A 13,797-nucleotide genomic window follows, 5' to 3' on the forward strand; every position below is an offset into this window, starting at 1 on the left:
TGGCTGGGGGGCGAGGACTCGAACCTCGATGTGCAGCTCCAAAGGCTGCCGGATTACCCTTATCCGACCCCCCAACAGCGGTCAGTGGTCAGCCAACAGGAAGAGGGGGTTTCTGTCCAGCGTGCGGCAGGCAACAGCGGTAATTCCGCTCTCGACCAAACTCGAGGCTACCCGCTTGGCCATCTCGGCCTCTCGCATGACGCCGAAGACAGTTGGCCCGCTCCCGCTGACCAGGACCGGACTTGCACCCAACAGTAACAACCGTTGCTTAAGGTTTGCGACCGCCGGATAGGCCTCAAGAACCACGTCTTCCAGTCGGTTGAAACAATGCGACAGCGCAGCCTCCTCCTGGCCAGACTCAAACAAAACGCGCATTGTAACCCCGGTTTTATCGGATGTCAATGGCAATCTCAGTCGGCGATAGACCGAGGCCGTAAGGATCTCAATTCCGGGATTGGCAATGACAAGCCATCGTGGCGTAAGCGCGGCTAGCTCTTCTACCCGCTCCCCTCGCCCCCTCACAAAGGCGGCCTCCCGACAAAAGAAAAGGGGAACATCGGAGCCCAGCACAGATCCGAGACCTATCAACTCCTCGCGAGGCCACCCAAGGTCGTACAATAGGTTTAGCCCCCACAGGGTCGCCGCAGCGTTGCTCGATCCTCCCCCCATTCCTCCAGCGATAGGAATCTGCTTCTCAATCCGAATGCTCACTCCGCCGTGCGTGCCGCTGTGTCGCAGCAGCAGATCGGCCGCCCGGTAGCACAGATTATCAGGTCCAGACGGAACCTTGGGATTCTTGGCCCAGATTGTAATACCGCTCGTACGGCGTTCCAAGGTGATGGTATCGCTTAGCTCGGTCAGGACCGCGATCGAGCAGATCTCATGGTACCCATCGTCGCGCCGCCCCAGAACCTCTAAAAAGAGGTTAATCTTAGAAGGAGAAATCAGCGTGACCTGCTTCATGTCTTACGGGAACCTGAGCAATGGGGCCAATCCCGCATCCAGGTTCACCACCTGCGCCCCTTGGGTCGGCTGCGGGATTCGAAACAGCTCACGAGGCAGCTCGATATTCAGATTGTAGGACCGGTACGATACCTCCATCGCCACCTGCTTCAAGGGCTCCTCCAAGATGAGCGAACGCAACCCGTGGCCCGCAGGAGAGTACCGAAATCTCAAGCGGAGTGATTGTCGGTCGTACAACTCCCCCCTCAGAAGGCTCAGGTCGTCATCGGATAACCAGAGGCGCTGCGTGAAGGACGATTCCTGCTCTCGCAGCAGGTAAGCGTGATCGCCATCCGGGCCATAGAGTTCTGTCTTCTCAACCTGAATAGAAAGGGGCGGTAACCCAAGCAGTAACCGCGCCAGATGTGCCGGTGCCACGCGAAATCCAGTGACCGCGGCAACGCTATCAGGCGTCGCACTCCCCTCTACGAATATGTTCTGCAATAGTGCATGCGCGACCAGTCGGTGTCCGTCGCTCAAGACAACCAATGACGTGAACCCACCCCAGCCGATGTTCTCCAGTCGAATCAGATCTGGTCGCTCGATGGCGGCTACCCATTGACGATACTCTTGCGTCCCCCCGTACCGCACTGTGATGTCGAGTACAGCCTTCAGACTTGTGACCGCAGCCTCACGCTCCTGTAGGGTATGAAGAATTTCCTGCACAACTGGCCGCGAAGGGCGCGGTAGATCCTTTTCCTCTACAACGAGATTAAGTGCATGGGCGCATCCACTCAGCACTATTCCGATTATCAGCGTCAGGGGGCGGAGAGATGGGCGACCGATCATCCACCCTCGCTAGAGAGCACGTCCAGGGCCTTTCTGAGCTTGTGCTGGATTGTCTCGTTGCTGCTGTCGATGGCGAGGGATCGTTCCCACTCCTTGATCGCCTCACGGGTCATCTGCTTTCTGAAGTAGACGTCCCCGAGGTGTTCAAAGATGGTAGGATCCTCCTTCTCGGTGAGTTCCACGGCACGCTTCAGTTCAACCAGGGCTTCGTCCACCATCCCCTTCTTATAATAGGCCCAGCCCAGGCTGTCTACGAAGGCCCCGTTATCGGGCTGAAGTTCTAACGCCCTCTTGACCAGGACGATCGACTCATCGAGATTGATCCCCTCATCGGCAAACATGAAGCCCAAGTAGTTATACGCATCAGCATTCTTTGGATCGACCTCCAAGAGCTTACGAAAGGTCGTTTCGGCCTTGTCAATGTGACGACTCCGTTCAAAGGCCGAGCCGAGTTGATAGAGATAGGCGGCATTGCTCGGTTCCAGACCGAGAGCGCGTTCAAGTTGCGCTATGGCCTGAGCATAGCTTTTTTGCTGGAAATAGATCAGACCCATCAGGTACGGAATGTTGCCCTCATTCGGCCTGAGGGCTCCCGCCGTAGAGAGCAGATCGTTTGCCTCGGCATACCGTTCCTTCTGGCTGAAGATGTACCCGCGGTGGAACAGCGCGTCGGGATAGCGTGGACTGTCCCTGGGAATCTGTATCAGCTCTTCGAGGGCCTCATCCAGGCGCTTGTCATCCTCAAGAATCAGCCCCAGATAGTAGCGGACCTCGTGGTTGCTCGGTTCTTCTTTGAGGATATCTCGAAAGACCCCCATGGCCTCGGCGTATGCCTTCTTTTCATAATAGATAAATCCAACCCGCAGCTTGAATGAGCGATTGCCCGGCTCCTGATCGAGCAGCAGCCGATACTCGATAAGGGCGGCGCCCAGGTCCTTCCGTCTCAAGTGAAGCTGAGCCAAACGCTCCCGAAACTCGCCATTCCTGGGATCGCTCTCGATCGCACGTTGGTACATCTCCCTAGCCTCGTCAAATCTCCCCTGCGCCTCGAGGCTCATTCCAAGCGCCGCCAACGCAGGATCGAAGTCTGAATCGCGCTCCAGGATCTCTTGAAAGAGTTGGCTGGCCTGCTCCGACTGTCCCTCCTCCAGGTAGAGACGACCCAGGTTATAGCGGGCAACCAGCGAACCCGGATCAACGTCCAGTGCCCTCCGGTATACAGCGATTGCCTCCTGCGCTCGTTTGACCTCCGCATAGAGGGCCGCGAGCTGCAGGTATGTCTCGGTCCGGCTGGAGTTCAGGTCGACCGCCTCACGGAGGTAACGTTCGGCGACCGGAAGGTTATGTAAGCCTTGATAGACGGTAGCCAAGAGCAGGTGGGCTGGAAGGTTCTTCGGATCAAGGGCGAGCGCTTCCTCTCCCGTGTTAATCGCACTTCGAGCGTCGCCTCGCTTCATGTACAGGGAAGCCAAGTGATTGTGCATGACAACAGATCGGGGGTCGGCGTGCAGCGCCCCCTTCTGCCATGTGATCGCTACCTGATAATCCCCTGTTTGCTCTGCCAGCAGGCTCCTCATGAATCGGTAGTAGGCCTCGGCCTTTCCTTCCCGCCCGGTCCCTTCGGCCACGGAAGCGACGGCAGCCGGGGGCACCCTACGGTTCCCTGCAGCTTCAGGCTCTACCGTCTGGGCGGCCACGTACCCTTGACCGAACACAGCCAGCCCCAACAATCCGCAAAAGCATTGTCGGACCCACCCTAACCAAATCATACTCATCCAGCTCCGCACGCACTCTTCCAGGGGCTGGTAACTACGATCGCCCCGTCATTTCCGGTCTGAGCCTAGCAGGTCTGCAGGTCGGAGTCAACGTCGAATACCTCGGGTCGGGTCGCTGTTGCGCACAGCCATCGATGATGGCCAGCAACGATTCTCGACCCTCCTCAGACTTCGCAGAAAACGGGAGAATCTCCCGAAGATCACTCAAGCTCAAGGCATGGGCGGCATCGCGGATCTGCGCGTCGCGGCCCGTCCGTCGAAGCTTATCGATCTTGGTGAGAACGGGAACCCAGCCGATGGAAAAATTGTCCAGTAATCGCTTCATCTGAAGGTCCTTCTCCGTGACCCCTTGTCGCGCATCAATAAGCACAATGACAGCCCTGAGGTCACGCCTCGCAGCAAGATACCCCTCGACCAGTGGTCCCCACGCCCGCCGGATCGATTCAGGTACCTTTGCGTAGCCGTAGCCAGGAAGATCAACCAGATAGAAGTCCTGGTTCACCAGGAAAAAATTGAGAAGTTGCGTTCTGCCTGGTGCGGCGCTGACGCGGGCAAGCCCACGGCGGCGCAGCAGACAGTTGATCAACGAGGACTTGCCGACGTTAGAGCGGCCCACGACCGCGATCTCCGCTCTTTGCTCACGCGGGAGCTGGGCGAGCGAGGCGACGCTTATCACGAACTCAGCAGAGAGGATTTTCATGGTGTCAGTATAGCATAGCTTCCCCGCCGTTGTGAGGGTGTAGCCTTCCCCTGCGCCTTTCCCCTTGACCCGTCTCAATCCCCGTGATACTCCTCAGGCGACTAATGCTTTTCGCAGTTGGTTGCAAGGGAGGATGTATGGCAAAGATCGCTGTATTGTCAGGAGATGGGGTTGGGCCGGAGGTCGTCCGGGAGGCGATGAAGGTCCTTGAGATCACCGGAGCCCGTTTCGGCATCCCCCTGGAGTTCGAGGAGGGGATCGTCGGGGGGGCAGCCATCGATCGGGAAGGGACGCCGCTTCCGCTTCGGACGCTGAGCCTCTGCAAAGCGTGCGATGCGATCCTCTTCGGCGCGGTCGGTGGCCCCAAGTGGGATAGCCTGCCGGTGGATCGCCGGCCGGAGCGCGGTCTGCTCCTCCTCCGCAAAGAGCTGGGGCTGTACGCGAACCTCCGGCCAGTGAAGCTGTTTGCCCCCCTCGTAGATGCCTCGCCACTGAAGCGCGAGATCATCGAGGGAGTCGATCTGATGGTGCTGCGCGAGCTGACAGGTGGTCTCTACTTCGGTGAACCGAAGGGGATCGACGCCCTTCCCAATGCCCAAGGGGAACGAGCTGTAGACACCCTCATCTACACGACACCGGAGATCGAGCGAATCGCCAGGATCGGATTCCAGATCGCCGCGCAGCGCCGGAAGCGACTGACTTCCGTCGATAAGGTCAATGTGCTGGCCAGCTCCCAGCTCTGGCGGCGTGTCGTCACCGAGACGGCCAAGGAGTTTCCTGGCATCGAGCTGGACCACATGCTGGTGGACAACTGCTCGATGCAGCTCATCCGCGATCCCCGCCAGTTTGACGTGCTGCTCACAGAGAATACCTTCGGAGACATTCTCAGCGACGAGGCCGCCATGCTCGCCGGTTCTATCGGGATGTTGCCTTCAGCCAGCCTGGGAGATGGGCCAGGGCTGTACGAACCGATCCATGGCTCCGCCCCCGACATCGCCGGGCAGGACACAGTCAACCCCCTTGCCACCATCCTGTCCGCCGCAATGCTCCTGCGCTATTCACTCCACCACGAGTTAGCAGCGGCCGCTATCGAGACTGCGGTAAGCCGGGTACTCGAGGCAGGGTACCGAACGCCAGATATCTGGCAACCTGGCCCCGCGGTACTCGTCAATACGGCACACATGGGTGACCTTGTGGTCGAGAGCCTTGTGAAAGGCTAAGCGTGCCTGGAAGGGGTGTTGTTAAGATCGAAGTGCGGGAGGATGTGCGAAGACGTCGCGGGATAGGCGCTGCGTCACTGTCCGTTAAAGCGATGACACTCGGATGCGGCGGCGGATCAGATACCAGACTACAAAGACGTTGATCGCAAGCGCAACCCCGTAGGTGAGGCGGAACGACCGGATCACCTCGTACAGCTCAATTGGAATGAAGAGCCCCGTCACACCAATCGTCAGCCAGTCAGCCCATACCAGTCCCAGGTGAAGTCCCCAGGCCATGGTCAGCAAAAGGGCTGAGTACAGAATGGTCACGAACCCTATCGCAACGATCTGCTTCGAAGAGATTCCGGTAAGCCATCCGAGTAACTGCAGGAGATAATGGTTCTCCGGATCGACGCCCAGCGAATCGGCCACTCCCTCTGCCAGGTCGGAAATGTCTTTGTTGATCAGAGCAAAGACACCGAGGCTGATCAGCAAGAACAGGACCCCGCCAAGGACCTTGAGGGCAATGATGGTCCGCAGGGCCCCATCTTTTGAGGCAGTCGTCTCTGGCAAGGGCGCTACCCTCCCGGCCTCGTGCCGTAGGACCTCAGGGTGGACAGATTAAGTAGTCGCAAATATCTTCGCCAAAGCCGAATGCAGACCGGGATAGGGTGAGGTCAGATCGCGGGAACACTGACCTCAAGCGGACAGGGCAAAGAAAACATCGGCGACGAACTGGCCAGAGACTGGCACTTTAGAATGTTCTGCTGCCATCTCTGTGAACCGCGAACCGTTAACGCCCAAGCTTGCTCAGCCGCTCCTTCGCCATCCTCGCCTCCTGCGACTTTGGGAACTGCTTAAGCAGATCGTCGAGAACCGTACGTGCCCTGGACTTATCCCTCATCTCGAGATACGCATACCCCTGTTTGAGCATGGCGCTCGCTACCTTTGGATTATCCGGATGCTGCTTGGCAAGTAGCGCAAACTCCTTGATCGCCTGGCCATAGTTCTTCTGGCTGTAATACGACTCGCCAAGCCAGTACCGGGCATTCGGAGCGAGACTAGAGTCTGGGTAGATCTCGATCTGACTTCGGAAACCGTTGATCGCTAATTCATAATGGCCTTTCGCATAATCGTTCAGGGCATTCCTGTACAGCTCACCGGCACTCTGCACGCTAGTCACCGGTTGAGGAGCCGGGGTCTGGGGTGGAGGCGACTCCGCCGTTCGAGCGGCGGGGGACGGGGCCGTAACCTCTTGAGCCGAGGCCTGGGTGGCCGGCACAGGAGGAACAAGGGGTGCCGCCATGATCGGGGTAACAGCAGGGGACAGGGGCTGCGCCCCGGCGCGAGGCAAGGCGGCAGGGCCAGCGAGTGGCTTTCCCTTAGTCGGTTTTCTGGCTTCGGTCAGGGCCAGTTGTGCGGTTGCGTTTACCTGCTCAATTGCAGCGTTAGTCTGTTGGGCCATTTGTTGGAGCGCGGCCGTCACTTGCTTTGGAGTCTGCTGGGAGGCGACTACCGCCTGCTGAGCTACGGCTGTCGCCTCTTGTGAAGCAACAACGGACTGATTGACCTGTTTGTCAAACCCGTTCACTCGTCGGCCGAACTGATCAAGCTGACGCCCAAACTCATCAACTCGCCTGTTCGCCTCTGCGATGCCATGGCCAATCCCCTCGGTTTGCCCCTGAGCCAAGCGCACTCCGGTTGTCAACTCGTCCAGCTTCACGGTGAGAGACGCCTGAGACTGAAGGAACCCCTGTCTTTCCTGTCGTTCCTGGGCGACCTTCGCCGATTGGCTCTTAAGGTCCGCGTCCAACCTCCCTAGCCTCTCCTCCAGAGCCGCCCGCCCGCGCTCACTCTTTTCCAGGCGCCCCTCGATCTTCTTGAGCCGCTCCTCGATAAACACTCTTGAGCCTTCATCGGTCCTGGCGACGACTGCCACCTCGCTCCTCACGGAGTCCACATCCCGCTGAAGCATGCGCAGAGGCAAATCCCCCTCGCACCCCATAGTCAACACACTAAGGGTCAGCGCAGCCGCTAGTGGGAGATGCAGCCTCATCCCCTTCTCTCTGGCATCGGCCATACCGCGTGTCTCGTTATTTCGCACTAACGGCAAAATGGGCTCGCCGATTCCACTGCCAGGCGGACTCGTCGTGCCCAAGCACAAATGGGCGCTCCTTCCCGAAACTGATTGAACTGATTCGATTCGCCTCGACCCCGGCAGCCATCAGGTAATCGCGCGTTGCTCTGGCTCGCCGATCACCAAGCGCAAGATTGTACTCACTGGAGCCGCGCTCGTCGGTGTGACCTTCGATGGTCACCTTGGCTGCAGAGTTTTTCCTCATCCATTCAATGTTCTCGCTCAACAACTTCTTCGAGTCCTCTCGAATCGCGGCCTGATCGAAATCGAAGTAGATGTCTTTCAATGCCAGCACTGGTGCCTTGACCTCGGCTGCTGTTTCCGGCCTTACCTCCGCCTCAGCGATATTAGCCTCCGGGACCGCACCGGTCTCGGCGGTCGGCCTGGCTTCCGGCAACTGGGCCGCTACCTCAGTGGGGGACTTCTCTGCTGGAGTGGCAACTTTGGGCACCGGTGGAGGCGTCGGCGGAAGCACCGGCATACCGACCTCGCTTTGCGGCGCGATCGACCTCGGAACAGTCTCTACGACCTCTGGCCGCTTCGGACAGCCTGTCAGAAACAATACCATAAGGGCCAATGTGAGAGTAGAACCGACCCGTGCTCGCTGCATCCATCTCATATCGAAGTCCTCCTTTTGTGCTAGCCAACGATCCTTTATACGCTATCCCGCCAATGTTTCGGTCATGCCTTCACGATGCCCCCTGAAAAGAACTGCCTATCCTCGCCTACGGCGACCAGTCGGCGAGGTAATTTTCCTTTCCATCCTTGGTCAATTGACGCTGATTCGATCCATCGGCCTTCATAATGTAAAGATGCCGATGACTATTCCGCGTCGAGGTGAATAGAATATGCCGCCCGTCAGCCGACCACGACGGCTCCTCGTTATTGCGCGAATTCGACGTCAACTGGACCAGTCCCGTACCGTCGGGATTGATCAGGAAGATATCGAAGCTTCCACTCTGTCTACCCACGAATGCGATCTTATCCCCCCGTGGGGACCATCGAGGCGACACGCTATAGTTTCCAGCCCCGAAGGTCAGACGCCGGACATTGGTCCCTTCGATATCCATCAGGTAGACCTGCGGTGTACCGCCACGATCCGAATTAAATACGATCTGCCGTCCGTTAGGAGCGAAGGATGGGGAGATATCGATCTGCGGCCCCTGCGTAAGTCGACGAAGGCCAGTCCCGTCCGGCCGGACAAGAAAGAGGCTGGTGCCCATACCGCTGCTCATCGAAAAGGCAAGTCGCTCTCCATCCGGAGACCAAGCCGGGGCAACGTTGAGCCCAGGGTTTGACGAGATCTTCTGACGCCGGCCGGTCTCCAGATCGATCACGAACAGGTCTGGATTCTGATCACGATAGGAGGTGTAGGCGATCTTCTTGCCATCAGGAGACCACCGCGGCGACAGGTTAATGGAGTGATTACCGGTGATGAGGATGGGATTATATGCATCATAGTCCATGACGTAGATCTCTTTGGCGCCATTCACGGAGGAGACATACGCGATCCGCGAGGAGGCGATCCCTTTTTCTCCAGTCAGTCGGAAGACGATCTCGTCTGCCAAACGATGCACCATTGTCCGCAAGGTCCGAGAATCCCCAACATATCGCTTCCCGGAAAGCATCTCGCCCTTCGTCACCTCAAAGAGCTGACCTTCCAGGATAAGCTCGCTACCGCGAGACGAAAGCTTTCCAACCACCACGGCTTGGACCTTCAGGGAGTTCAGCGCCGATAACAACCCCTTCTCCTGCCCGAACTCGACCTGGGTGGCCTTGACTGGGAGGAACGACGAATCAATGACGTCGAAGATCCCCCCGCTCTTCAGGTCATCGGTCAGGATGGCGCCCGCCTGGGTGCCGAGGTCATCCGCCTTGGCGCCGGCCATCAGCGGCGGGAAGCCTACGACCGCAATGACAATCTTCTGTGCCTCCTTTCGAACAATGTCTACGGTATATTTTTCCTCTGCGGAGAGGGCCGGAAGCGGAAGCATCGCCATAACAAATAGCCCGAAGACAAAGAGCGCGCTACCCGAGCTTACGCAACGGTAGGATCGCATCAGCTCTTCTCTCCCACAAATGTGAAGCGCAGGTCAAGTGAGAGCGCCTCGGCCTTAAACAGTGGAGGCAGCGGCGGCAGTGGGCTCGAGAGACCGACGGCGCGAACTGCCGAGTCGTCAAGCAGACGGTCTCCCGAGGACGACCCGACGGCGAGATTGCGAACCTGCCCGGAACGAAGGATCCTCATGGAGAGACTCACGCTGGCCGTCGTACCAGGACTCATCTTTGGCGGCGTCCAGTTACTAGTAATTTTATCTTGGATCAGGACGAAGTAATAGGCTAACGCCGGATCAGTGTTCCCCACCGTTATCCCGGTTTCCGTAGCCACACCGATACCCTGGCCAGCTCCCGCTTTTGTAAGATCACCGACCGGCGGAGCGATTACAAACTGAGAGATGGCAGGAGCGGAAGTCACCTGTGGAGCGACGATCTTCGAGGGAGCAGGGGGCGTCACTACAGGTGCAACAGGCTGGCGCTCGGATGACCGGTGCCTATCCGGGAGGGTCATCTCCTCGGTCCGCGTTCGGGCGGCGTGGGGTCGTACCGCCGCCCCCGAAATGCTCGGATTGGGAAGCGATGGTAGCGTGAGAACATCCCGCGGCTGAGCGACGACTTTCGCCGTTGCGGTCGCGATCTTCTGCCCTGCCAGGAGAGGAGAATCCGGCTTCTGCTTACTGTCTATCTCCTGTAGAGACGCGAGCGTCACTTCGTAGCTGACCGGCACCTTGAATGGTTTACCGTGAAGCCACTGCGGGACATACAACACCGCAAGCGCCAGAAGTCCATGGAGTAAAAACGAGAGACCACACGAGGACGACCCTTCCGGCAAAGGGAGACGCCTCCCAATCGCTCTCACCGCCACACTACCGTCCCTTCGCCACAGGAGGAATCGGTTCGGTCACCATCCCCAACCGTTCAATGCCGGCCTTCTTCACCGCATCCATGACCTTCACGACAACACCGTAAGCCACTCCTTCATCCGCCCGAAGGAACACGGCAGCTTTTGCATTGCGTTGTCGAAGCCCGACAAGGATTCCCTCCAGACGGGCAAGAGTGATGGGCTGATCATCCAGGTAGACGGCCTTCTCCTTGGTAACCGTCAGCATCAGCCGTTCCTCAGGCCCGACATTCTTGGTCTCGGTCTTCGGCACCTTGACATCGATCCCCCTGAGCATCATCGGCGCCGTAACGAGGAAGATGACGAGGAGGACCAAGACCACATCGACAAACGGCGTGACGTTGATCTCAGAGAGTGCACTGCCCCCTGGTCGCTCACCCGAACCGGTACCCGATGAAACCATCGCCGTCAGCGGCTCCTTCCCAGAATCCGTTCAGCCAAGGTAAGAAATTCCAGACCGAATATCTCCATCTCCGTTGCCTGTCTTCTAACTCGATTCAAGAAGTAGTTATAGGCGATCACCGCAGGGATGGCCGCCCCCAGTCCGGCCGCCGTAGTGATCAGGGCTTCTGCGACCCCAGGCGCCACAGCGCCTAAGTTCGCAGAACCCGCCTGACCAATGCTGGCAAAGGCATCCATAATTCCCCATACCGTCCCAAAGAGACCGACGAACGGCGTCACGTTACCTGTCGTCGCCAGGAAGATCAGATAGCGCTCTTGTTGCGCAACCTCCTTCATACTCGCATGGCGGAGGGTCCGGCTGATGAGCTCGAGTGGCTCCTTGTAAATGGGTATTTCGGCTACCATTGCCCTTAGCTCATTGGCGTCCGGCCCTTGATTGGCTGGACCTTGGCCACCTTTCACCATCTGGCTGAGCTCTCGGTACCCCTCCTGAAATACGCTTACAATGGGGCTTTTCGCAAATCGCTTCGATTCTTCAAAAACGGCCGTGAGGTTCTTGGCTGATCGAAAGATGCGGAGGAACTGAGTCGATTCCCGTTGGCCTCGCCGGAACACTCCGAACTTCATGAAGATCAGCGTCCAGCTCATCAAGGAAAAACTCAACAAGAGGAGCAGCACTGCCTTCGCAACGAGCCCTGATTGTACAACTAGGCTTACGGCATTCATCTCATAGTCCTTAAGTTGTGCTTATACCATCACCATCTATCATGGTCAAGATCATTCAACCGGCGCTTTCCGTACCCACCCGTTCCTCCCGAGACGCTTACCGGGTTTCCCGCTGAACCTCCTCCGGCAGGCTCGAGGTGTAGGAGTACGACTTGACGACCCCCCGTTCGGTGAATTTAACATGCAACTGTCTGGAGAGGGTTCGGCTCAAGCTTCCCGCCTTCACATAGACCCACGTCCAGGTCTGATCCCCATCCTCGATTCCGACCTGGATCGGAGAACCAAAGAGCTGAAGCAGCTCGGCCCGCGTGGTCACCCCGTTCTTGATCATCGCGGCAGTAGGCGTCGGGAACTCCGCGCCCACCGAGACACACCCGGCGAGCAGCAGGATAAAGCACCCAAGGCTCAAGATGCGACGATACGAGTTACGCATTTTTCTCTCCTCTTCGGCAGGGTTAACGTAACTACAAGGTGTTTAGGCTGTAGGCTGAAGGCTGTTAGCCGTTGCGCATGGACCGAATCAAGGCGCTTCGTCGGCCAGTTCAAATGCTCTGAGCTTGGTATGGTCTCGCATGGCATGTTCCTACAGTCTAACAGCCTATAGTCTATCTAACTGAGTAGTTACCTGAGTAATATGAGTTTCTGCGCTAGAAATGCTTGTAGCGGAAGGCGACCGCCACGGCCTCGAGTTTGGTGTGGAGGCCAAGCTTGATGAGGATCTTCTGTGTATGGTTGCGAGCGGTGGTGGTGCTGATGCGAAGCTGTTTTGCAATCCCCTTGGCACTCTCGCCACGGGCGATGAACCGGAGGACCTCCTGCTCTCGGAGCGTTAACACCTTCAAGGGGGAGGCGCTCTCCATGGGGCTCATCCTGCCGCCATCCGTGAGGTCTCCTTCACCCCCCAGCAGTGATTGCACCTTGCCGAGGAGGATCTCGGTCTCCACTTGCCGGGTCACGTCGTGAAAGATGTGCACCATGGTGAAGAGGCTCGGCGCATCGGCAGGGACAACGATGGTGCTGACGTGGAGCCAGAGGGGGCGCCCAGCCTTGGTGTGGATCATAATCTCACGTCCCTCGACCGGCTCCTCTTTCCTGGCCGAGGTGATCGGGGAGCAGTCGGCTCCGCACAGTCGGCAGCCTGTTCGGTTTCTTCCAGCCCAGACCTCAGCACAGGGTCGCCCCATAACCTCAGTGGCCGCGTACCCCACGAGGCGCTCAGCCGCCCCGTTCCACAGAGTGATCATGTGGTCCTGATCTACGCCGAGAGCCCCATCTGCCGTCTTTGAAAAGATCTCTGCGAGCGAACTCGTCATCAGGTGCGTCGTATCCATTGTATGTGCCATGCAGCGCGTGAGCATTGAACTAGAGAGCGTACTCGCTAAAAGTGCCGAAGCCTGCCGTAAAAATCAAGAGAAACAGCAGATCCGTATTAAGGTGACATAACGAGGATCACGAGGAGGCGCCAACCCTCCATTTAGCCCCCAAACTGGCGGCCATCTTATGCCGTTGGAATACCACAACTTTTTCTCAAATCCACTGACCATAACACCGTGTGATGTGGATCATTCTTTGAGTGATGTCGGCCCCTGTTGTTCCTCTCGATCACCCGCCCCTGGCTTCTTACGCATCTGGTCAGACCGGAGGTCAGAGATATCCATCGCCGAATTTTCTGCTGCTTCTTCTTTAGAGGGACCAAGTGGTGTCAACCTCTCGAAATCCAATAAGACGCGGCCCACTTCCCGTTCGTTTGAACTCTCAACGGCTTGTTTAACCCCACGCTTCGTGACCCGCCCGAGGAGCAGACCGAGCAGAAACGCGACGAGGATGATCCCAACAAACTGGAGCGCCGACACAGAAACAGACAGCGTAAGCACGAAGTCAGCGAAGGCGGAGAACAGGTCGAGCGCAGTCGCCATCATCGCCTATAGACTCTTTCTTCGCTCTCCCATCGCCCGGTGCGAAGCTTCATCTGACGCCAATCGTGGCCTTGTCCCAGTCCAAGCACAGGTAGGGTCTTCACACGACCTGTGGGTGGTAGGAGGTTGCATTCGGCTTAAAAACGGGCGGGGGTAGTGTGAGCTGGCAGGAAAGAGAAGCGGTAAGAAAGC

At 57.9% G+C, this 13,797-nt stretch carries 15 protein-coding genes and 1 tRNA gene; 1 reads left to right on the forward strand and 15 read right to left on the reverse strand.

Annotated elements, in window-relative coordinates; all coding sequences use genetic code 11:
- The 5 genes from CLG94_RS08305 to yihA all read right to left on the reverse strand — a co-directional run bounded on the left by CLG94_RS08305 (position 1) and on the right by yihA (position 4,344).
- Positions 1-74: transfer RNA gene (locus CLG94_RS08305), tRNA-Gln, on the reverse strand.
- 7 nt (positions 75-81) lie between these two features.
- Positions 82-963, reverse strand: a complete 882-nt coding sequence (gene ispE, locus CLG94_RS08310; RefSeq protein ID WP_107562512.1) for a 4-(cytidine 5'-diphospho)-2-C-methyl-D-erythritol kinase — start codon at positions 961-963, stop codon at positions 82-84.
- A 3-nt stretch (positions 964-966) separates the two neighbouring features.
- Positions 967-1,791 carry a LolA family protein gene (locus tag CLG94_RS08315; RefSeq protein WP_107562514.1) on the reverse strand — a complete coding sequence of 275 codons (825 nt, stop codon included), beginning with the start codon at positions 1,789-1,791 and terminating at the stop codon, positions 967-969.
- The gene (locus tag CLG94_RS08320; RefSeq protein ID WP_107562516.1) at positions 1,788-3,566 is read right to left on the reverse strand and encodes a tetratricopeptide repeat protein; all 1,779 of its coding nucleotides are present in this window, start codon (positions 3,564-3,566) and stop codon (positions 1,788-1,790) included. Before CLG94_RS08320 ends, CLG94_RS08315 begins: the two co-directional genes overlap by 4 nt.
- Positions 3,567-3,600: 34 nt before the next feature.
- Complete coding sequence (gene yihA / locus CLG94_RS08325; protein WP_239993180.1) at positions 3,601-4,344, reverse strand: ribosome biogenesis GTP-binding protein YihA/YsxC; 744 nt, start codon at positions 4,342-4,344, stop codon at positions 3,601-3,603.
- A gap of 59 nt (positions 4,345-4,403) precedes the next feature.
- Here yihA and leuB point away from each other — a divergent pair, with 59 nt between their 5' ends.
- Complete coding sequence (gene leuB, locus CLG94_RS08330; RefSeq protein WP_107562518.1) at positions 4,404-5,486, forward strand: 3-isopropylmalate dehydrogenase; 1,083 nt, start codon at positions 4,404-4,406, stop codon at positions 5,484-5,486.
- Positions 5,487-5,570: 84 nt separating this feature from the next.
- On the opposite strand, the gene CLG94_RS08335 is transcribed toward leuB, so the two are convergent.
- The 10 genes from CLG94_RS08335 to CLG94_RS08380 form a co-directional block, all read right to left on the reverse strand.
- Positions 5,571-6,038, reverse strand: coding sequence for a DUF2127 domain-containing protein (locus CLG94_RS08335; protein ID WP_107562520.1), 468 nt, complete (start codon positions 6,036-6,038; stop codon positions 5,571-5,573).
- A 220-nt stretch (positions 6,039-6,258) separates the two neighbouring features.
- Complete coding sequence (gene ybgF / locus CLG94_RS08340; RefSeq protein WP_107562522.1) at positions 6,259-7,545, reverse strand: tol-pal system protein YbgF; 1,287 nt, start codon at positions 7,543-7,545, stop codon at positions 6,259-6,261.
- A 13-nt stretch (positions 7,546-7,558) separates the two neighbouring features.
- A complete protein-coding gene (gene pal / locus CLG94_RS08345; protein WP_107562524.1) occupies positions 7,559-8,221 on the reverse strand; it encodes a peptidoglycan-associated lipoprotein Pal in 663 nt (220 codons plus the stop codon).
- Between the two features lie 106 nt (positions 8,222-8,327).
- A complete protein-coding gene (gene tolB / locus CLG94_RS08350; protein WP_107562526.1) occupies positions 8,328-9,662 on the reverse strand; it encodes a Tol-Pal system beta propeller repeat protein TolB in 1,335 nt (444 codons plus the stop codon).
- The gene (locus CLG94_RS08355) at positions 9,662-10,525 is read right to left on the reverse strand and encodes a TonB family protein (protein ID WP_107562528.1); all 864 of its coding nucleotides are present in this window, start codon (positions 10,523-10,525) and stop codon (positions 9,662-9,664) included. Before CLG94_RS08355 ends, tolB begins: the two co-directional genes overlap by 1 nt.
- 1 nt (position 10,526) lies before the next feature.
- The gene (locus CLG94_RS08360) at positions 10,527-10,964 is read right to left on the reverse strand and encodes an ExbD/TolR family protein (RefSeq protein WP_107562530.1); all 438 of its coding nucleotides are present in this window, start codon (positions 10,962-10,964) and stop codon (positions 10,527-10,529) included.
- 5 nt (positions 10,965-10,969) lie between these two features.
- Positions 10,970-11,611 carry a MotA/TolQ/ExbB proton channel family protein gene (locus CLG94_RS08365; RefSeq protein WP_239993181.1) on the reverse strand — a complete coding sequence of 214 codons (642 nt, stop codon included), beginning with the start codon at positions 11,609-11,611 and terminating at the stop codon, positions 10,970-10,972.
- 175 nt (positions 11,612-11,786) lie between these two features.
- Positions 11,787-12,122: an outer membrane protein assembly factor BamE domain-containing protein gene (gene bamE / locus CLG94_RS08370; RefSeq protein WP_107562534.1), complete on the reverse strand. Its 336-nt coding sequence runs from the start codon at positions 12,120-12,122 to the stop codon at positions 11,787-11,789.
- Positions 12,123-12,336: 214 nt separating this feature from the next.
- Entirely contained in the window at positions 12,337-13,002 is a 666-nt protein-coding gene (locus CLG94_RS08375) for a LuxR C-terminal-related transcriptional regulator (protein ID WP_161954091.1), read from the reverse strand.
- 249 nt (positions 13,003-13,251) lie between these two features.
- Entirely contained in the window at positions 13,252-13,608 is a 357-nt protein-coding gene (locus CLG94_RS08380) for a hypothetical protein (RefSeq protein WP_107562538.1), read from the reverse strand.
- Positions 13,609-13,797 lie beyond the last annotated feature (189 nt).

The organism is Candidatus Methylomirabilis limnetica, from assembly GCF_003044035.1.
GTDB classification, from domain to species: domain Bacteria; phylum Methylomirabilota; class Methylomirabilia; order Methylomirabilales; family Methylomirabilaceae; genus Methylomirabilis; species Methylomirabilis limnetica.